Origin of the sequence: Bacillus cereus group sp. BfR-BA-01379, from assembly GCF_022663605.1 — a bacterium.
Taxonomy (GTDB): domain Bacteria; phylum Bacillota; class Bacilli; order Bacillales; family Bacillaceae_G; genus Bacillus_A; species Bacillus_A mobilis.
Genome location: NZ_JAKUFT010000007.1, coordinates 36,859 through 55,871 on the forward strand (window position 1 = coordinate 36,859; position 19,013 = coordinate 55,871).

Below are 19,013 nucleotides of genomic sequence, written 5' to 3' on the forward strand. Positions count from 1 at the left end.
TTGGTCCTCTTTAATCTTTTCTAAATAATCCAAACACCCCGACCGTTTGCAGTACATTTGTAAATGCACCTGGGTCCACTTGTTTAATAACCCTCTCTAATTCATACAGTTCATAACGAGTAATAACGATCATTAACATTTCCTTATTTTCATTTGTATAAGCACCTGTTGCTGGGATAGTTGTAATCCCCCTCACTAAGCGTGAATGAATCGCCTTTCGTACATCCGTCCCATTCTTCGTAACGATTAATGCTGTAATCTTCACATGCCGCGTATGAATCGCATCGATAATTCGCGTTGAGACATACAAAGTCACCAAAGTATATAATGCTTTTTCCCAGCCATACACATAGCCAGCAGCGATAATAATTAGTGCATTAAAGAAGAAAAAATATGTACCGACAGGCTTGTCTTTTATTTTAGATAAAATCATGGCGATAATATCTAAACCACCTGTAGAAGCCCCCCACTTCAACGCCATACCTACCCCGATTGCTGAAATAATCCCGCCAAAAATCGCATTCAATATGATGTCGTTTGAAACCGCTCTAACTGGGATAATTTCTAAAAATAAAGTCATAAATATAACGCAAAGAAAACTAAAGAAAGTAAAGGCCTTTCCAACCTTTTTCCATGCTAAAATAACGACAGGAATATTAAACAAACTAAACAATACCCCCGTTGATATGTGAATAGATAAAAAGTCACCTAATATTTGCGATAACAATTGAGACAATCCAGCAAAGCCACTCGCGTACACTTTCGCTGGCGTTAAAAATAAATTCATTCCAATCGCGTTTAACAAACCTGCGACGATTACAACGATTAACTTCTTTATAAGTTCGGTATAATTCAACTTCAAATCCATTTCTAATCCACCTTTATTATTCATGAATGCACCGCTATACATAGTCTTTACGAAAAAGGAAATGATAAACGTACAACGTTTAGAAATGGAGTTGATACATATGCCACATACGAGTGATAACGACAAAAAAGCACGCGATAATAATGCAAAGCGTACGCAAAAAAATGAACAAGAACAAAAAAATATTCAGCAAGGTAAACGTGCCTATTCTAAAAAGACCGATCACCTTTGATTCCATCGTACATCAACAATATTGTTGATGTACTTTTTTTTACATTTCACAGGAAAAAACATTAAAAATTCACTTCATGTTCACTTCTATATTCTACAATAGCGATAACATATTCGGATGAGGTGTTGGCATGAGAGGGAAACACATTTTCATTATTACTGCACTAATAAGTATATTAATGCTAGCTGCTTGCGGACAAAAAAACAGCTCGGCTACAGTCGCTACGGCAACAGACTCAACCATTACGAAGAGCGACTTCGAAAAGCAGTTGAAAGATCGTTACGGAAAAGACATGTTATACGAAATGATGGCACAAGACGTTATCACGAAAAAATATAAAGTATCTGACGATGATGTAGATAAAGAAGTACAAAAAGCGAAAAAGCAATACGGCGATCAATTCACAGCTGTACTAGAAAACAATCGTTTAAAAGATGAAGCTGATTTCAAAAATCAAATTAAATTCAAACTTGCTATGAATGAAGCGATTAAGAAAAGTGTTACAGAAAAAGACGTGAAAGATCACTATAAACCAGAAATTAAAGCGAGTCACATTTTAGTAAGTGACGAAAATGAAGCGAAAGAAATAAAGAAAAAATTAGATGCTGGTGCTTCATTTGAAGAACTAGCAAAACAAGAATCGCAAGATCTACTATCAAAAGATAAAGGCGGCGACCTTGGGTACTTCCATTCCGGTACAATGACACCTGAATTTGAAACAACTGCTTACAAACTAAAAATTGACCAAATTAGTGAGCCCGTCAAATCACCAAACGGCTATCACATTATTAAACTAACTGGTAAAAAAGATTTACAACCTTACGATGAAGTAAAAGACTCCATCCGCAAAAACTTAGAAGCAGAACGTATTGCCGATCCTACATTCAGTCACAAATTACTACAAAAGGAATTAAAAAAGGCAAATATTAAAATAAATGATAGTGACTTGGAAGATACATTTACTCTTGCGCGTGAGCAAGGGAATTAAAAAAGCACGATCTTATTTAATAAAATAAGATCGTGCTTTTTAATCTTCCATCAATATTTTCAACTTTTTCTTCAAGCTTTTATAATGCCAATTGATATGATCTAATTCTATCTCTACTTCAATTAGCGTATCTATTAAGTCTTCTTTAGATTGCTGAGAATTTATAATATTTTCAAGTGATTTTTCAAAACTTTTACTACTCTCATATATATCATTTAAATCCACCGCTACTATTTCACGTTCTTTTTCAGGGGATAATACGGAAAGTCGTTTTATTAATTGTTCTAGTACATTATCTTGCATTATCATACCTCCCTTCTCCTCATGGATTGGTTCTATCACCGTCATAGAAGAATAAGTAATTTAAAATAAAAAAGTGTATCTCAAAATTAAACTATTTGTTTAGATTTTGAAATACACCGAATAGACTTTACTTTTCTTTTCCAAAAATACTAGCCAAGATAAAACTAATCCCCAGAAAAATTACAATTATCACGTTAATTGTGTAACCTAAGAACGACATATATGAAGTAAAACTTACTAGAATTGTATATATGAGACTTACTACTAACACCATTGTAGATGGATAGTTTTTCCTTTTCAACATAATCACCCATAATGCTACAATAAAAACAACATTATATATACCAGTCATTGTATGTGTCGTCTCCATTTTACTAATCTATCTCCTTCTTTTCTTCGGATTAGTTTTTTTCGACTTATAATATCCATCTACAAAAACCGCCGCGTCCGGAATCAGCCCTATCCCTCCAACAGCTTTACTACCAGTGAATAACGCTCCTTTAGCCGCTGATTTCACTGCATTTTTTATTATTTGCTGCTTTTGAACGCGCTGTCCCAGCGATAAATTTGTGATTTGTTTTTTCGAGTTACTTCTAGATGATTTCCATCCATAAGTTGCACCAACACCAAAGGTTAGCACCTTATTTATTATATTTCCAAATCCAACAAAGCCCGCATAACTACTTTTCACAGCACTCAATCATTTTTGTTACAAAAGAAATTACTTTGACTCTAATCATAGCTACGCTGGTATTAAGCGCATTATTAAAAGTTATATAATCTTTAATTCTGTAATTAACGGAACTTTCCATCTGCTAAAAACTTCGCAATACATCTTAACATTTTCTAAGGTATTAATTTTCCTAAGATATCAATTAGCTCTTCTAATGCTCTTCCCAAATCGTTTATATTGTCTCGTTCATCAAAACCTTTCTCTATTAATTCATCTGCTATAATATCTCTCAATTCATTTATTTTTTCAGTTTCTATCACACTTAGGTCTTCATAGATATTTAGCCATAGTAAATCTTTTTTTTGCGATTCTAATGTCTGTTTCAATAAAATCTGCATCTCTTTATTTAATTTAAACAAATTTATTTTCTTCCTTTCCTTGTGTATTTTGTACGTTTAGCAAAAGTTGTAATTACTTTACCTTTGTTATTTAAAACTACTACAGCTTGTTTACTAGTATATTTAGTTCTACCACCACTTTGTATAACCTTTTTACCAGTTTTAACAGCATTTAAAATGGCCTTAGATGATACTCCTACACCGTCACGACTAATCGCTTGATTTATACCATGTTTAGTATATCCAGTAATTTTACCTGCTACTGCTCTCGTATTTTTGTATTTTAATGGTTGCTTTACAGCACGTTTAGCCAATTGTTTACCAACAAAACGACCTACATGCGGAGCAGCGATTCTCGCACCCTGTCAGCTACTGGAATAAACCACGCTAAATGCCCATCCGGATCTACCGATAAGAACACACCATGCTCTGGATTATAATAACGCGCAATCAGATAATACATCCCAATTTCTTTATCATACATGTATCCCGCATATCCAAATGGATTATCTGCTGCGATACCTTTTACTTCGCTCTTTAATACGTTACCCCATGAATCATATTCATACGTTGCTACAACTTCTCTATTCTGATCTGTCATCGCAACGACATCACCACTAGAATTATAGTGACAGTATAACGTTTGCCCTTGCGACTTCATACCTAAACGTACACCGTCTACCGAATACACATATTGACGAAGGACCGTCCCATTTCCATCTGTTTCATATAATGGGTTGATGCCATCTCTGTCGTAGGAGTAATAATTTATTTAAAATAAAAAAGTGCATCCTAAAATTAAACTACCTGTTTAATTTTTGAGATGCACTGAATCTATAAAACTTTATTTTTCTTTTTCAAGAATATTATCAATACATTCATTTTGTAATCCAAGAGCGACATGTATGAAGTATTATTACTTTCAATATTTATATAATAATCCCTTTACTACAAACCAGCATAGTTTTCAACTAAAGCTTTCCTATACCTTTTTCCTCCATCGCGAAAAATTTCTTTATGGTACTCCTCCGTTACAATAAGAAAATCAGAAAGAGGCTGCCATATCGTTGAATCAATCATCTGATCTCTATAAATGTCTTTTTCACTAATTAGCACTGCTACTTCGTTATGAACATCAATCACCAATAACACCTTTCCAGAAGAAAATAGTATATAAAGTACATAATGATCACGAAGTGATAATCCGAACTCTTTTCCATCCTTTTCTTCCCGCCATGTGATAATATCCCAATAGTCTTCTGATGATATATTTACATCAAATTTTGCTGCCTTTTTTACATCTTCATCATAATATCCGCTTTTGGTAAAAAATAGAAAGGTTCGATATCGAAAAGTTTGTTTTGTGCATATATATGCCGTACGCTCTCCTAAAACTTCACCTATTTGTTTTAACGAATCAAGAAATTCATCTTCATCAAATTCATAGTCACTAAATAACAATACATATTTATCAAGATCACCTCTGACTACATACTCTGGTAAACTTTTTTCCATATCTACCATCTCGGCAATTCTTTTATAAACAAAACTATACTCTTTCTCGGTAAGTTGAAATAAGTTATCTATTTTTCTCAACCTTTTCCCCTTTCCCTTTAACCTAAATTTAATAACATCTTTCTTTTTTTCTTTCCTCTTCCATAATACTCAGCAGTATTCTCACCATTACTTGATCCATTGCGAGTAGTTATTTTACTTCCATAATTTAAATATTCAACTGAACATCCATTTTTCATACATTCTCTTTTATATAATTTTTAGCTACTTTATTATTAGGGTCATCTTTTAATATTTCTTGTGCCCAATTCACAGCTAACTTTTCTTCAAAAATATTCTCTGGAACACCTGCAAAAAACAATAAAAACTCTCTATATTGCATATTATTAGGCTCCAATTCAATACACTTCTTTGCATGATAAAAAGCGGCTAGGTATGCCCCCTCTAAATGACATAGTGGATGACATAAAATATCTGATGCTAGTGAATGTAATCTAGCATCATTTCGACTCTCTAAATAACTAGTCACGAAAGTGTATACAATGATATTCGGTTCATTAAAAGACCATTCCATTAATAAGTCTTCCAATTCCTCAATACTGATTTTATTTGCATATGCTATCGCGTTTACAATGTCTCCTCGATAAATTGCGTATTTTAACAAATCATGCATTATTTCACCCATCCATTCGATATATATTTCCCCGTTCTTCTTAGCATACGTAACCGTTACCTGTTTTCCTTTTACCTTCATAGTTCTTTGATAACTTGATTTTTTATTGTCGACATCATTTTCATGTTTGTACTTTTTTACTTCCCCACAGAAAAACTTTAATACTTCTCTCCCACCTCTATACGAAACTCAAGTTCCTAAAAGTCCTGCTTATTATAACGGTTTCTCAATATATTACTTATTTTTTCTTGATCTCTTGTGACTAAAAGCGTACAAAATTTATTACGAGCTATTAAAATATTTCCTACTTCATTTTTCAATAACATTCCCGTTCCACATTTAGCCGTATACAATACTTTTTTTAATGAAAGATCCACCTCTTGATCTTCTTCCATTAATAATTCACATTGTATATTCCCTTTAATATTAAAAAATGTTTCAAAAACATTTTTCTTTTTAGGGTTTCCATTCGTTATAAATGGAACCTCTTTATCTAGCGTCATCTGAAGATATTCCACCTGATCCTCATCATTCATATCAGTTCTATCAACAGATATATTTAAATACAAATCACTTCTTAATTGAATAGATATATCTGAACTTATTATCGTCTGATTTATATCTTTTTCTGATACTACTGGTGTTACGCTTAGTATATTTGCATCTTTTTCTTTCTCTAAAGTATCTATTGCATAGGGATGAACCTGTACTGGAATTATATAATGCGGTATTCCTAACATTATCCTATCTCCCTTTCTCTAACACCTTATATGTATTTCACAATTAGCCACGGATACCACAAAATTTCTTCTGCCTCAATTTCTCTATTATCAATTAAATGAATAATCTGTTTTGCATCTTCATAATTATCAACGAGTGATAATTCATTTAATTTCTTGCCAAACACTTGAAAGTCCGCTTGTAAATTATTGAAAATAAATGAGTAAAATCCATTAGACTCATAACCGCATATATCAAATCCTAATATCCCATCATTTTTCACATCAGCAGGTAATGAACTTTTGAGAAAACCATATATGGAAACTTTAAAATCATTTCCTTCCCGCTCATTCATTAAAAAGTCCGTCCAATACTCTTCTGAAAGATTTAAGCCGATAACTTCTAAGTTTTCTATCCCCTTTAAATAATTTTTCTTAAAGAATCTCGCATCCTCTAAATTTTTAAAAACATTCGGCCAGACAAACTTTTCTTCTTCCGTTAGTGTATCTAAAAAAGTTTGAGCACTTTCATGCTCTTCTTTGCTAATCTCTAGCTTTCCATTTATCATCTGAGCAATAGGATCATTTTTATTTGAATTACACCAAGAGAAAAACCAATAATCTGGAAATGTAGGGCGAACCCCATTACATATCGTTAAAATTGTTTGTGATAGCCCCTCGATATTACATTCTTTATAGATAAGTTCCCTATCATAGGAGATGATGAGGTATCCAGCACTATAATACTTCATTTACATACCTCTTTTCTTTTCAATTAAATTTAAATCCACACTCTCTTTCATATAGATATAACTATCTATCCTTTCTACATCTCCTAAAATATTCCTCTTCCAATGATCCTCTTATCGTACACAAAAAAAAGAACTATCACTTCCCTAATAAACCTAGAGAAAAGATAGTTCTTTGTTGTCTCACTTTATTTCTTAAAATACGTCCAGCCTTCTTCTTGATAAATCTTTTCTTCTTTCATCAACTTACCAAGCGCGCGCTTAAATGCAGCTTTACTCATGTTGAAGCGTTCTTTAATGTCTTCTGGGTGGCTCTTATCCCAAAACGGCATTGCTCCGCCTCGTTCTTCCATATATGCATAAATTACAGCAGCATCGTCTTCCATTCCTTCTTCTTTACGAGGAAGAAGTGAAATGTTAATTGTACCGTCATCTTTTACATCAATAATACGACCCGTTACACGTTCACCGATACGTACTTGTTCTTTTCTTTCAGTATGGTGTAAGAAAGCACGGAAATGCTCATCAGTTAGTATGAATGAACCAACTTGAAGTGAACGATACACACGTCCATTTACGTTTTTATTACGCATAGATGGCGTCGCATCTACGATAATTTCTTGCATATCACTATCTCTTGCCGGAAGAGCAATAAGACGATCACGATTCGTTAATTTTAACGTACAATATAATTCGTCTCCAACTTCTGGCCATACTGGCATGTAAATCGGGAACTCATCAGCTGGGATTAGTATATCTTTTGATACACCAATATCAACAAACACACCTAGACTAGGAATAACTTCTACAACTTTTACCCAGTTCCAATCAAAAGTTGTAATAAGTGGCTCCTTCATTGTTGCTGAAACACGATTTTGATGATCAAGGTATAAGAATACATCAATCGTATCGCCTTCTTCAATTTCTCCAACTAATTCGTTTTTATGTAGGAAAATTTCTTCTTCTTCATTCCCAACCATATATCCGATTTCCGTTTCACGTAAAACAGTTACCTGTTCAATCGCTCCTAATTGTAAATGCATATTTTTTAATTCCCTTCTCTATATAAAGTGAAACTTTAGTCAGTGGGGATTTTGTTCCTTCCCACTGATTGTCAACCCTCACCAATCAGGCGTTTACGGCAGTGGATCTCCCACTTGAACTTCTTTGCTCTAACTGAATGCCCGTTAATGCGGGATAAAATTATCTTTTTTATCATTCCAAACAAAAGTTAATTATAACACGATTTCCCCTTTATTTGTCCAACTGCCCAAAATTCACTATAATAAAATGAGGTTACATGATTATAAGTATGAAAACACTTAAGTCTAAGCTCGTTTTCAGCTATACTTTAGTATGTACAGTACATAAAAAGATTAGAAATTTATTTGGAGGTGCTAACTATGGCAAAAGATAGTTCTTTTGACATCGTTTCGAAAGTAGAATTACCTGAAGTAACAAACGCAATTAACATCGCATTAAAGGAAATCCAAAACCGATATGACTTTAAAGGAAGTAAAAGTGATATTAAATTAGAAAAAGAAGTACTAGTTTTAACTTCTGACGATGAGTTCAAATTAGACCAAGTAAAAGACGTTCTAATTTCTAAACTTGTAAAACGTAACGTTCCAATTAAAAACTTGGATTACGGAAAAGTTGAAGCTGCGACTGGCAACACTGTTCGCCAACGTGCAACACTTCAACAAGGTATCGATAAAGATAACGCGAAAAAAATTAACAACATCATTAAAGAAATGAAATTAAAAGTAAAAACACAAGTACAAGATGACCAAGTACGTGTTACAGCGAAAAGCCGTGATGACTTACAAGCAGTTATCGCTGCAGTTCGCAGTGCTGATTTACCGATTGACGTACAATTCATTAACTACCGCTAAAAAGAAAAACATCCTCTACACAGAGGATGTTTTTCTTTTTAGCGAGTAAGCAAACTCACAATCAGAGAGTTTGCCTAAATCAAAGAAGCCCTTTTGAAAATCGATGCAAGACCACCCTCCCCGCTCAAATGTAACAAATTATGAGTATAAGAATATTTTCCACCCTTTCATGTAATGTAAAATGAGTAAGGAATTTGTTTTATGAAAAATATTCATTAAAAAAGAGTTAGAAGTGGTTATTTGAAAAAATTAATACTATGGTTTTTATTAGCTACATTCTGTCTACATATTGCAGGATGTTCTAATAATATGACTACACTCAAAGATAAATCTAAAACTTCAACACCAACGAAGCACAAACACATCAACAAAGCTTGGTATAAGAAACATATGTAATGCAATACTCGAATCATCTTAATTTTAATACTATATAGACGGAAATATAAATTATTAACAGGGATACAAACTTGATTCAAAAATGATTTTAGAATCAAGTTTGTAGAAAATAATAAGATGTTTATAAGCGTAAAACCTACAGAGATTTTTCCTGTGGGTTTTGTTCTATGTATAAGTAATTTTCAAGAATTTATAGATGTTTTTTTAAATATTTTTCTTTAATCCTTTTTATATAATGCTCTTTTTCTGTTAGTTCAAATATAAATAATGCTTTTTTCATGTTATCAACAACATCTTCTTCATTATGTTCTTTAATCCTTAATAAATTCCAGCCCTTTAAATAGTATAGTTCACCTAATAGGTATAACGTGTTTAAATTAATAGCTAATTTGATGCCCTTATCAAGGTATTTCATTGCCTCTTCATGTTGGTATGCCTCACCTAAACAGTTCGCTAAATTAAAAATGATTTTTAATTTAATTTCTCTATCTCTAGGAAAATCTAACTTATTAAAGTTAGTTAAACATTTTCTTAATATATCAATACTTTTTTCATATTCTTTGTTTTCCGCATAAAATATAGACATTGTCTGCATAATGTCTATTTCTCTTTCTGATAAAAAATCAGCATTAGTTAACGTTAGTTTTAATGCATTATTTAAAAGATCTAACGCCGTTTTTGTTGATCTATTCACCATAAATATAGCAATTGCTTCATGCCATAGTAGAAATTGTTTATCTTCTTTTGTCTGGAAAGCATTTTCATCTTTTTCTTTTTTTACTATCTCATAAAGTTCTGTATATTGTTTTTGCTTTATGCAATCTCTTATTACACATTTTACATTTTCTACATATTTCAATCTTTTATTTTGAGTTAGTGCAAATATATTATTCGGATCAATACCAAGTCTTTCAGATAGTTGATATAACAATATACTTGATGGAAAAATCATACCTTTTTCTATTTTACTAATTTGACTTTGTGAACATATTCCATGACACAATTCAGATTGCGATATATTCTTTTTCATTCTAAGTTCTTTAATGGTAATACCCAAATCGTAAAATTCCATTTTTCCTCCTCAAATGTGTAACTCTTAATGAGTATAAGACTATTTTTCATCCTTTAATGTAATGTAAAATTCGTATAGTTGCAATTATTGTTTTTTCTAACGGGCTTTCCACTTCTTTGCTCAGCTGAATTTCGAGGTGAGAGTCTTACTTCACACAAATAGTAGAATGAAATGAAAATGAACTTGTGGAACTAATCCTTCTATAGAGACTCATACATATTCATTACAATGATTTTTGAAGGACCCATCATAAAAAACTCTTCTTTTTTTATCAGTGTTGACACAAAAAAACAGGCTAGGGAGAAAGTCTTCTACTTAGCATAGAAACCCCTCCCATTAGAGACGTTTTCGTACTTATTAAGAGCAACACATTATCGCTTTATCAAATGATTTTTCAGGAATATATACTTTATCATTTTCGATTTTGTATTTAATATTATTTCTCTTTAGAATTGCTGTATCAACAGAATTAACACTATCGCCCCACGGAACAAATTCCCCATCATCACGGTTGTCCCAAAAATAAAAACTTACAAATGCGATAAAAACACATACACATAGAGCGAACCACTTCTTTTTCCGCAAAGACCTCACCACCTTAAACTGAAGAAGAACTACTAAAAAAACGTTACTCATTTCCGTCTCTTTTTAACCGCAACTAAAAACGCAATAAATAATATATTCACACCGACTATTAAGGAGATAAACAACCAATTCACACCTGTTTCCCCGTTAACTTTATACACATTTGATTCTTCTCGCTTTAAAACGAGATAAAACTTTCCGTTTTCTTCTCTTATAATTTCATCTTCTAACAATCCTCTTAACTCTTGTTTTTTACCAATTGCACTTACAGGTAAAGCAACTTTTTGCGTTTCTTTCGTATTATTAATCGCTACTACTGTCACTTCATCTTTGTACTTTCTCTTTAGTACACTCATTCCATCTTTATCGTATAGAAGCTCAAACGTACCCCTACGTAGAGATGGTCTCGATTGTCTAAGCTCACCGAGTTTCGTTATGTGCTGCATAAATTTTTCATCTGATTTAAAATCCATTAATCGTCTATTATCTGGCGTATCCCCTCCATCTAATGCAATTTCAGTCCCATAATAAAAATTTGGAATACCCGGTGATGTTAATAAATATGTGAGAGCTAATTTCAAACGAGATGGCGGATAATTCATATACTCTTTCGCAATACGAGCAAACCTTTTTGTATTTTGATTATCTAAAAATATAATGGATTCCCCGTCTTTTTTACTCACATCATATAAAGGTTTCACCGATACGTCCGCTTTTGAAAACGATTCTACTATTTTTTCGTTATACTCACTATCTTCCTCTGTCATAATACGAAAATCTTTCTTTATCGCTTGTATATCTTTTTGTACATCATCCCAAAAAGTATCCGATTTTTTTTCACTATGTATCACATAACTTCCATCTAAATCAACTTCTTTGATCCACCATTTCATCGCGTCGATGACTTGTACTTCATTTTCCTCAAATGGAAATTGAAGTACCACTTTCATTCCTTTTGCATGCGCTGCTTGCACAAGTTCTTTCACATCATTTTCTGTTCCGAAATGTTCATTTACCTTTTGAAAATCGCGCACATCTACCCCATCATACTTGCCACTTTCAAAAAGCGGAGAAAGCATAACAGCGGTAAAACCCATTTCTTTTATGTAATCCAGTCTTTTTATAATCCCTCTTATATCTCCGCCCTGATATCCTTCCAAATTGCCAACTTCTAACTGTTTGTCATTTTTCGGTTCTCCATTATTGAAGCGATCAATCATAATCGAATATATAACTTCATCTCGCCACTCTCTTTTTTCATCCGCAAACGTATGTATTGGTACAAACAATACGACGGCTAAACAAAAACAAATGAATAGTTTCCTAGTCCATATTTTTCCCACATGCATCCCCCATGTTTTTTAATTGTAAGAATATTATACCAATTATCAGAACAAATCGCATACGTTGATTTCTTTCTCCCTAAAATACTTCATGTTAGATTTTCTAACATCAACTAAAAAGTTTTCTGAATTTTTAGTTGATTTTTCATTTTGTTTCGAATATGATATGAAACATAACAAGTTGATGTTATTTTTTCTAACATTATAGGAGGAGAGAGAATGAATACAGGAGATACGGTTTTTATGTTTGTAACGACAGTAATGGTCATGTTAATGACACCAGGATTGGCACTTTTTTATGGGGGCATGGTTCGCAGTAAAAACGTACTCAGTACAACAATGCATAGTTATAGCGCAATGGCTATCGTTTCGATTCAATGGATTGTGATCGGCTATTCTTTATCATTTGGACCAGATTGGCACGGACTTATCGGTACACTCGATTGGTTCGGTTTAAACGGCGTTACCTACGCACCAAATCCAGACTACTCATCTACTATTCCTCACAACTTATTTATGATGTTCCAACTCATGTTCGCCATTTTAACTCCCGCTTTAATTTCAGGTGCATTCGCCGAAAGAATGCGATTTTCTGCTTTCCTTATTTTCATCCTTCTATGGACAACAATCGTTTACAATCCTGTCGCTCATTGGGTATGGGGCGTCGGCGGGTGGCTAAGAGAACTTGGGGCGTTAGACTTCGCTGGTGGTAATGTCGTTCATATTACATCTGGCGTGGCCGGCCTTGTATTAGCTATTTTTCTCGGAAAACGAAAAAACATAAACGGCACTTCTCCTCACCATTTACCATTCACAATGTTAGGCGCCGGTCTACTATGGTTCGGCTGGTTCGGTTTTAATGTCGGAAGTGCATTATCTTTAAATGATGTAGCTTTAACCGCATTTATTAATACAAATATAGCCGCAGCTGCCTCCGCATTAACTTGGATGCTTTCAGAATGGTTCTTCCAATCGAAACCGACCGCGATGGGAGCTGCTTGTGGAGTTGTTTCCGGCCTAGTCGCTATTACACCAGCTTGTGGATTCGTTACACCTTTCTCCGCTCTTCTTATCGGAGCATTTGGCGGCGTATTATGCTTCGGAGCAGTCTTTTTCTTAAAAACAAAATTCGGATACGATGATACACTCGATGCATTCGGATGTCACGGTATCGGCGGCACTTGGGGCGGTATTGCGACAGGGCTATTTGCAACTACTGCTGTAAACAGTGATGGCGCTAACGGATTATTTTACGGAAATGCCGCTTTACTGCTTAAACAACTTGTAGCAATCGGCGCAACATATGCATTCACGATCATCATGACGTACGCCATTATTAAAGTGATTAACTTCTTCCTCCCTGTTCGGGTAGATGAGCATGAGGAACATATGGGACTTGATATTTCGATGCACGGGGAGAAAGCTTATGAGTACACGGAGCGAGTGAACTAAAAAAGAGATGCAATCTATTGGTAGTAGATTGCATCTCTTTTTATTGTGCTTGTTGGCGGTATACCCCACCTAGTATTCTAGTGAGTATATCGGCGATTCTCCGGATATATCAATTTATCAATAAACCCCAACATAACGAACCTGAAGAATACCCCGGTATAACTTACGAATCACCATACTTACTTTTATTCAAACTTAATATAATAAGAAATGCAATCGCTATTACAGCTAAAAAGCGAACTGGATTAAACGGCGTTCCTACCGTTTCATTAAAACGATGATAAATAAAGGGAATCATCTCGAGTACCATTAGCCCCATCGCTATTTTAAATGTCTCAGCCATCGCTTTGTTTTTTATAAACGTAGCACGCTCATCACCTTGTTTCCCAATCGCTATAAACATTTTTATAATAGCAAACACTACAAATAAAAAGACACTTAACGCAATAACAAAAATCAAAACATCCATTAAAATACACCCCTTATATGTAAAACTTATTTGACACGAGTATAGCATCTTTCGCCTCGCATGTAAAACATCTTTTACATACAAAAAAGACGACCGGTTAACAGTCGTCTTTTCCTATTTATTTCGGAGCATTCCCTACATATTGCGTAATATCAACATTTAAAGACTGCGCTAAACGCATTCCATACTCTTGATCTGCACGGAAGAAGTTACAAACAGCTAGTAATTTCGTGCGCTCATTTACGTCTTTTAAGTCATTTGTTAAGTTTGCAATTAAGTTGTCTTGCTCTTCTTTAGAAAATGAACGGTAACGCTCACCTGCTTGTTTGAAGTCATTTGGTTTGTCAATTTTTTCACGAGATACATAGCCTTCTACTTTCATAGTTGAATCGCGGTAAGTCGGGTCTTCAACTGGATTTTCAGCATGGCGGCTCGGTTCGTAGTTGATTGTAGATGGATTTTGATTGATTTGCATTGCACCATCACGTTGTTGGTTATGAACAGCTGCGTACGGGCAGTTTACTGGAATTTGCAAGTAGTTTGCACCAAGACGGTAACGCTGTGTATCTGGATAAGAGAATAAACGACCTTGTAATAATTTATCTTCAGATGGTTCAATACCATTTACAGTTGCACTTGGAGAGAACGCCACTTGCTCTACTTCTGCGAAGAAGTTTTTCGGGTTACGATTTAACGTCATTGTCCCTACTTCAATTAACGGGAAGCGATCTTCTGGCCATACTTTCGTCGGATCTAATGGATCGAAATCTAAAGAATCCGTTTCTTCTAGTTGCATCACTTGTACGTGTAAATCCCACTTCGGATAGTTTCCTTTTTCGATTGCATCGAACAAGTCACGAGTTGCATGGTTGAAGTCTTTTCCTTGTACTTCTTGCACTTCTTTTGCACTTAAGTTACGTACACTTTGCTGTGGTTTCCAGTGATATTTAATGTAGACGATTTTACCTTCTGCATTAATCCATTTAAATGAATGGACACCGAAACCTTCCATTTCGCGATAGCTTGCTGGTGTACCGTAATCAGAGAACACCCATGTCATCATATGTGTAGATTCTGGACTTAACGTCATGAAATCCCAGTAACGATCTGGCGTTTGAATATTTGTATCAGGTGCTGGTTTTAAAGAATGCACCATATCAGGGAATTTAATTGCATCACGAATGAAGAAGACCGGTAAATGGTTACCTACAATATCGTAATTTCCTTCTTCTGTATAAAATTTGACAGCAAACCCGCGTGGGTCACGAGCTGTTTCTGGAGAACCTTGACCATGAATAACCGTTGAGAAACGAACAAATACAGGCGTTTCAGTTCCTTCATTTTGTAAAAACGCTGCCTTTGTATATTGCTTCATGCTGTTTTTCGTTACGAATACACCGTGAGCACCTGCACCACGTGCATGTACAACGCGTTCTGGAATACGTTCACGATCAAAGTGAGCCAGTTTTTCTACTAAATGATAGTCTTCTAATAATACCGGTCCACGGCGACCAGCTGTACGAGAATTTTGGTTATCTCCAACCGGAGCACCTTGGTTTGTTGTTAAGCGATTATTTGGATTCATCAGGGGGATCCTCCTCTTTATCTTTTAGGAATTATTATTTATTTAAAATTATTATAAATTAATTATTATTCAAAACTAAGTTCTTGTCAACTATTTTCTTCATTTTTTTGGAAACAATTTCAGCTAAGCAATCGATAAATACAGATTTTGAATTTGGCATATTTGGTCTAAAATATGCCACGTTTAATTCATCAGTTACAACTTTACACTCGTAATCGTTGTCATATAAAACTTCTAAATGCTCTGCCACAAAGCCAACTGGGCAATATATGAAAGATTCATATCTATGCTCTTCAAATAAATCTCTCGTTAAATCTTGTACATCCGGTCCAATCCATGGATCCGGTGTATTTCCGGCACTTTGCCAACCAATTGTATAGTTTTGAATATTTGCAGCTGCTGCGATTAAATCCGCTGTATGTTGCAATTGCTCTACATAAGGATCACCTGCTGCAATAATTTTCTCCGGTAAACTATGCGCTGAAAAAATTACGATAGCTTTCTCTTTATCTTCAATATTTGTAAATGTTTCTTTTATTTGCTCTGCCCAATACGAAATAAATTTCGGTTCATCGTACCATTGTTCAATTGGTTCAATAACAGGGCCACCGATTTCTTCTGAAAGACAAATAGCACGGTCATTATACGCTTTAATACTAAATGTAGAATAGTGCGGTGCTAATACGATACTAATCGCCTGCTCAATTCCATCTTTCTTCATCTCTTCTACTGCATCTTCTATAAATGGAGCTGTATGTTTTAATCCTAAATAACAAGTAAATTCATACTCTGTAAATATATTATTCATTGAATCTGTTAATTTATGCGCCTGCTCTTTCGTAATTTTTGCAAGTGGTGAAATTCCGCCAATCGCTTTATAGCGCTCGATTAAGTCTTGGAGTGCTTCTTCTGAAGGTTTACGCCCGTGGCGAATATGTGTATAGTACGCTTCTACATCATCTAATGATTCTGGCGTTCCATACGCCATTACGAGTAAACCTATTTTTTTCTTTGTCATCTATATAACACCTCAATTTCATAAATGAGAATCTTTTTCAAGAACATTTGTTTCCAATTATAACAACTAATAATAAGTACGTCAAAATAATTATTCTAAATAAGTATTATTTCTAATATGATTTTAAATTTTATTTGACACTTTATTTAATAAAAAGCGACTTACATAAAAGTAAGTCGCTTTTCTTCTATTCTTTAATATTTACCCCATACTCTTTAAACCAAACATGAATTTGCGCTAAATGAGCTAAAAGCTGAGGTCCAGTCATTAATTGACCGAACCAAGGCGATTGAAATGCACTGCCGCCTGACTCAATTAATCCACTTAACTGCTCTTTATCAAATAACTCGTGCAAAATTGAGCCTTTATCCGTTAATAAATCTTGTAGCCATACTGTGACTGCTTTCGTATAGTGCGGATTATGCGTTTTCGGATATGGGCTCTTCTTTCTATATAAGATGTCATTTGGAAGTAACCCTTCTAACGCTTTACGCAATAGACCTTTTTCGCGGTTTTTATACATTTTCATTTCCCAAGGAATATTCCACGCATATTCGACAAGTCGGTGGTCTGCAAACGGAACGCGTACTTCTAAGCTTGCCCCCATACTCATACGGTCTTTTCTGTCTAATAATGTTGTCATAAACCATACCATGTTCAAGTAAAATAGTTGTCGTCTCTTTGCTTCAATTGGGCTTTCTCCCTCTAAAATAGGAACTTCTTGAATGGATTCTTCATAGCGCTGCTGTACATATTGTTGTAAATTTAATTTATTTCTCCATTCTTTCTTTAGTAGTTGTTCACGTGCTTCTGTAGAGCGCATCCACGGAAAGGCACTCGATTGCAAATCATCTTCTCTATAAAACCACGGATAACCACCAAATATTTCGTCTGCACATTCCCCAGATAAACCGACGACAAAATCTTGTTTAATTTCACGGCAAAACCATAATAATGACGAATCGATATCTGCCATACCAGGCAAGTCACGAACGAGTACTGCTTCTGTTAAATACTGTGCTAATTGTTCATTTGAAATGACGCAACGATGGTGGATTGTTTGAAACGTCTCCGTCATTAAATGAATAAATGGTGCATCTGAATTTGGCTGAAACGCATTCGCTTTAAAGTATTTGTCATTATCTTCATAATCAACAGAATATGTGTGTAATTGCCCTTTTCCTGACCTTGCATATTCTTTCGCAGCAATTGCTGTAATTGCGCTCGAATCTACACCGCCTGATAAAAAAGTACATAGTGGTACATCAGAAACGAGCTGCCTTGTAATCGCATCTTGTAATAAAAAGCGTGTTTTCTCTACTGTTTCTTCAAAGGAATCTTCATGTTTTTTGCTTTCCACATTCCAATATCTCCATATACATAGACCGTTCTTTGAAAATGTCATCGCATGACCTGGACGTAATTCTTTTATACCAGCATAAATGCCATGACCAGGTGTTCTCGATGGTCCAAGACCGAATATTTCAGATAATCCTTCTAACGTTACTTCCGCCTTCACATCTGGATGAGCCAATATCGCTTTTAACTCTGAACCAAATAGTAATCGCCCACTATCATATTTAAAAAATAGCGGTTTTACACCTAGTCGATCTCGCGCAATAAATACTTGTTCTTTCTGTTCATCCCATACGGCAAACGCATATATACCGTTTAAATGATCGACACATTCTTCTTTCCATTCGATATACGACGCTAATAGCACCTCCGTATCAGAATGGCCTTTGAACGTATATCCTCTTCTTAATAATTCCTTTCGAATATCTTCCGTGTTATACAGTTCACCGTTATAGCAAATCGCATAATTCGTTTCATCTTTTAAACAAGTCATCGGTTGTTTCCCGCCCTCAGGATCAACAACGATTAACCGTTTGTGCCCAAATGCAACATTGCCTTTAATCCAAACTTTATTATCATCTGGGCCACGCTTTGCTAACGTCTCAGCCATCTTCGTAACGACGTCTCGCTCTCCTTCTAATGAGCGTTTATAATCCACCCATCCTGTAATCCCGCACATATAAATCATCCTTCCATCCTATTTCTTTTCCTAAACGAGCAGTAA

General features: G+C 34.7%; 22 protein-coding genes and 1 pseudogene. 4 read left to right on the forward strand and 19 right to left on the reverse strand.

Annotation, left to right across the window (positions count from 1 at the left end; all coding sequences use genetic code 11):
* Positions 1–10 precede the first annotated feature (10 nt).
* Entirely contained in the window at positions 11–868 is an 858-nt protein-coding gene (locus MR113_RS04390; protein ID WP_061678719.1) for a YitT family protein, read from the reverse strand.
* A 100-nt stretch (positions 869–968) separates the two neighbouring features.
* On the opposite strand from MR113_RS04390, the gene MR113_RS04395 reads away from it, so the two are divergent.
* A complete protein-coding gene (locus tag MR113_RS04395; protein WP_001120851.1) occupies positions 969–1,100 on the forward strand; it encodes a DUF3941 domain-containing protein in 132 nt (43 codons plus the stop codon).
* A 130-nt stretch (positions 1,101–1,230) separates the two neighbouring features.
* The gene (gene prsA, locus MR113_RS04400; RefSeq protein WP_242251486.1) at positions 1,231–2,088 is read left to right on the forward strand and encodes a peptidylprolyl isomerase PrsA; all 858 of its coding nucleotides are present in this window, start codon (positions 1,231–1,233) and stop codon (positions 2,086–2,088) included.
* 39 nt (positions 2,089–2,127) lie between these two features.
* Here prsA and MR113_RS04405 read toward each other — a convergent pair whose 3' ends face one another.
* The 11 genes and pseudogenes from MR113_RS04405 to MR113_RS04460 all read right to left on the reverse strand — a co-directional run bounded on the left by MR113_RS04405 (position 2,128) and on the right by MR113_RS04460 (position 8,161).
* The gene (locus MR113_RS04405; protein ID WP_242251487.1) at positions 2,128–2,391 is read right to left on the reverse strand and encodes a hypothetical protein; all 264 of its coding nucleotides are present in this window, start codon (positions 2,389–2,391) and stop codon (positions 2,128–2,130) included.
* Between the two features lie 127 nt (positions 2,392–2,518).
* Positions 2,519–2,761: a hypothetical protein gene (locus MR113_RS04410; RefSeq protein WP_242251489.1), complete on the reverse strand. Its 243-nt coding sequence runs from the start codon at positions 2,759–2,761 to the stop codon at positions 2,519–2,521.
* A 9-nt stretch (positions 2,762–2,770) separates the two neighbouring features.
* Positions 2,771–3,082: a hypothetical protein gene (locus MR113_RS04415; protein ID WP_240516340.1), complete on the reverse strand. Its 312-nt coding sequence runs from the start codon at positions 3,080–3,082 to the stop codon at positions 2,771–2,773.
* A 155-nt stretch (positions 3,083–3,237) separates the two neighbouring features.
* Positions 3,238–3,483, reverse strand: a complete 246-nt coding sequence (locus MR113_RS04420; protein ID WP_242251491.1) for a hypothetical protein — start codon at positions 3,481–3,483, stop codon at positions 3,238–3,240.
* Positions 3,484–3,485: 2 nt separating this feature from the next.
* The gene (locus MR113_RS04425; protein ID WP_242251493.1) at positions 3,486–3,776 is read right to left on the reverse strand and encodes a hypothetical protein; all 291 of its coding nucleotides are present in this window, start codon (positions 3,774–3,776) and stop codon (positions 3,486–3,488) included.
* 83 nt (positions 3,777–3,859) lie between these two features.
* Positions 3,860–4,234, reverse strand: a pseudogene (locus tag MR113_RS04430) (RHS repeat-associated core domain-containing protein); the annotation flags it as partial.
* 176 nt (positions 4,235–4,410) lie between these two features.
* Positions 4,411–5,058 carry a hypothetical protein gene (locus MR113_RS04435; protein WP_242251495.1) on the reverse strand — a complete coding sequence of 216 codons (648 nt, stop codon included), beginning with the start codon at positions 5,056–5,058 and terminating at the stop codon, positions 4,411–4,413.
* 154 nt (positions 5,059–5,212) lie between these two features.
* Positions 5,213–5,650, reverse strand: coding sequence for a hypothetical protein (locus tag MR113_RS04440; protein ID WP_242251497.1), 438 nt, complete (start codon positions 5,648–5,650; stop codon positions 5,213–5,215).
* Between the two features lie 197 nt (positions 5,651–5,847).
* Positions 5,848–6,390, reverse strand: coding sequence for a hypothetical protein (locus MR113_RS04450; RefSeq protein ID WP_242251500.1), 543 nt, complete (start codon positions 6,388–6,390; stop codon positions 5,848–5,850).
* A gap of 26 nt (positions 6,391–6,416) precedes the next feature.
* Entirely contained in the window at positions 6,417–7,121 is a 705-nt protein-coding gene (locus MR113_RS04455; protein ID WP_242251502.1) for a hypothetical protein, read from the reverse strand.
* Positions 7,122–7,306: 185 nt separating this feature from the next.
* On the reverse strand, positions 7,307–8,161 hold the full coding sequence (locus MR113_RS04460; protein ID WP_242251511.1) for a CvfB family protein: 855 nt from the start codon (positions 8,159–8,161) through the stop codon (positions 7,307–7,309).
* Positions 8,162–8,521: 360 nt separating this feature from the next.
* On the opposite strand from MR113_RS04460, the gene MR113_RS04465 reads away from it, so the two are divergent.
* Positions 8,522–9,013, forward strand: coding sequence for a YajQ family cyclic di-GMP-binding protein (locus MR113_RS04465; protein WP_001040146.1), 492 nt, complete (start codon positions 8,522–8,524; stop codon positions 9,011–9,013).
* 586 nt (positions 9,014–9,599) lie between these two features.
* Here MR113_RS04465 and MR113_RS04470 read toward each other — a convergent pair.
* From MR113_RS04470 to MR113_RS04480, 3 genes are all read right to left on the reverse strand, one after another.
* On the reverse strand, positions 9,600–10,481 hold the full coding sequence (locus MR113_RS04470) for a helix-turn-helix domain-containing protein (RefSeq protein WP_242251520.1): 882 nt from the start codon (positions 10,479–10,481) through the stop codon (positions 9,600–9,602).
* A gap of 357 nt (positions 10,482–10,838) precedes the next feature.
* A complete protein-coding gene (locus MR113_RS04475; protein WP_242251522.1) occupies positions 10,839–11,066 on the reverse strand; it encodes a hypothetical protein in 228 nt (75 codons plus the stop codon).
* A gap of 47 nt (positions 11,067–11,113) precedes the next feature.
* Positions 11,114–12,415 (reverse strand): alpha-amylase family glycosyl hydrolase, encoded by a 1,302-nt coding sequence (locus MR113_RS04480; protein ID WP_242251533.1) that lies wholly within the window; start codon positions 12,413–12,415, stop codon positions 11,114–11,116.
* Between the two features lie 213 nt (positions 12,416–12,628).
* Here MR113_RS04480 and MR113_RS04485 point away from each other — a divergent pair, with 213 nt between their 5' ends.
* Positions 12,629–13,861, forward strand: coding sequence for an ammonium transporter (locus tag MR113_RS04485; RefSeq protein WP_242251535.1), 1,233 nt, complete (start codon positions 12,629–12,631; stop codon positions 13,859–13,861).
* Positions 13,862–14,024: 163 nt separating this feature from the next.
* Here MR113_RS04485 and MR113_RS04490 read toward each other — a convergent pair whose 3' ends face one another.
* From MR113_RS04490 to asnB, 4 genes are all read right to left on the reverse strand, one after another.
* Positions 14,025–14,330, reverse strand: coding sequence for a hypothetical protein (locus tag MR113_RS04490; RefSeq protein WP_242251537.1), 306 nt, complete (start codon positions 14,328–14,330; stop codon positions 14,025–14,027).
* A gap of 118 nt (positions 14,331–14,448) precedes the next feature.
* Positions 14,449–15,915: a catalase KatB gene (gene katB / locus MR113_RS04495; protein ID WP_242251539.1), complete on the reverse strand. Its 1,467-nt coding sequence runs from the start codon at positions 15,913–15,915 to the stop codon at positions 14,449–14,451.
* Between the two features lie 58 nt (positions 15,916–15,973).
* The gene (gene hemH / locus MR113_RS04500) at positions 15,974–16,933 is read right to left on the reverse strand and encodes a ferrochelatase (RefSeq protein WP_242251548.1); all 960 of its coding nucleotides are present in this window, start codon (positions 16,931–16,933) and stop codon (positions 15,974–15,976) included.
* Positions 16,934–17,120: 187 nt separating this feature from the next.
* The gene (gene asnB / locus MR113_RS04505; protein WP_242251660.1) at positions 17,121–18,968 is read right to left on the reverse strand and encodes an asparagine synthase (glutamine-hydrolyzing); all 1,848 of its coding nucleotides are present in this window, start codon (positions 18,966–18,968) and stop codon (positions 17,121–17,123) included.
* Positions 18,969–19,013 lie beyond the last annotated feature (45 nt).

Excerpts from the sequence above, each read along its gene's own strand:
- MR113_RS04390 (WP_061678719.1), bottom strand. The coding sequence starts at position 868 with ATGGATTTGAAGTTGAATTATACCGAACTTATAAAGAAGTTAATCGTT.
- MR113_RS04395 (WP_001120851.1), top strand. The coding sequence starts at position 969 with ATGCCACATACGAGTGATAACGACAAAAAAGCACGCGATAATAATGCA.
- prsA (WP_242251486.1), top strand. The coding sequence starts at position 1,231 with ATGAGAGGGAAACACATTTTCATTATTACTGCACTAATAAGTATATTA.
- MR113_RS04405 (WP_242251487.1), bottom strand. The coding sequence starts at position 2,391 with ATGCAAGATAATGTACTAGAACAATTAATAAAACGACTTTCCGTATTA.
- MR113_RS04410 (WP_242251489.1), bottom strand. The coding sequence starts at position 2,761 with ATGGAGACGACACATACAATGACTGGTATATATAATGTTGTTTTTATT.
- MR113_RS04440 (WP_242251497.1), bottom strand. The coding sequence starts at position 5,650 with ATGCATGATTTGTTAAAATACGCAATTTATCGAGGAGACATTGTAAAC.
- MR113_RS04450 (WP_242251500.1), bottom strand. The coding sequence starts at position 6,390 with ATGTTAGGAATACCGCATTATATAATTCCAGTACAGGTTCATCCCTAT.
- MR113_RS04455 (WP_242251502.1), bottom strand. The coding sequence starts at position 7,121 with ATGAAGTATTATAGTGCTGGATACCTCATCATCTCCTATGATAGGGAA.
- MR113_RS04460 (WP_242251511.1), bottom strand. The coding sequence starts at position 8,161 with ATGCATTTACAATTAGGAGCGATTGAACAGGTAACTGTTTTACGTGAA.
- MR113_RS04465 (WP_001040146.1), top strand. The coding sequence starts at position 8,522 with ATGGCAAAAGATAGTTCTTTTGACATCGTTTCGAAAGTAGAATTACCT.
- MR113_RS04470 (WP_242251520.1), bottom strand. The coding sequence starts at position 10,481 with ATGGAATTTTACGATTTGGGTATTACCATTAAAGAACTTAGAATGAAA.
- MR113_RS04480 (WP_242251533.1), bottom strand. The coding sequence starts at position 12,415 with ATGCATGTGGGAAAAATATGGACTAGGAAACTATTCATTTGTTTTTGT.
- MR113_RS04485 (WP_242251535.1), top strand. The coding sequence starts at position 12,629 with ATGAATACAGGAGATACGGTTTTTATGTTTGTAACGACAGTAATGGTC.
- MR113_RS04490 (WP_242251537.1), bottom strand. The coding sequence starts at position 14,330 with ATGGATGTTTTGATTTTTGTTATTGCGTTAAGTGTCTTTTTATTTGTA.
- katB (WP_242251539.1), bottom strand. The coding sequence starts at position 15,915 with ATGAATCCAAATAATCGCTTAACAACAAACCAAGGTGCTCCGGTTGGA.
- hemH (WP_242251548.1), bottom strand. The coding sequence starts at position 16,933 with ATGACAAAGAAAAAAATAGGTTTACTCGTAATGGCGTATGGAACGCCA.
- asnB (WP_242251660.1), bottom strand. The coding sequence starts at position 18,968 with ATGTGCGGGATTACAGGATGGGTGGATTATAAACGCTCATTAGAAGGA.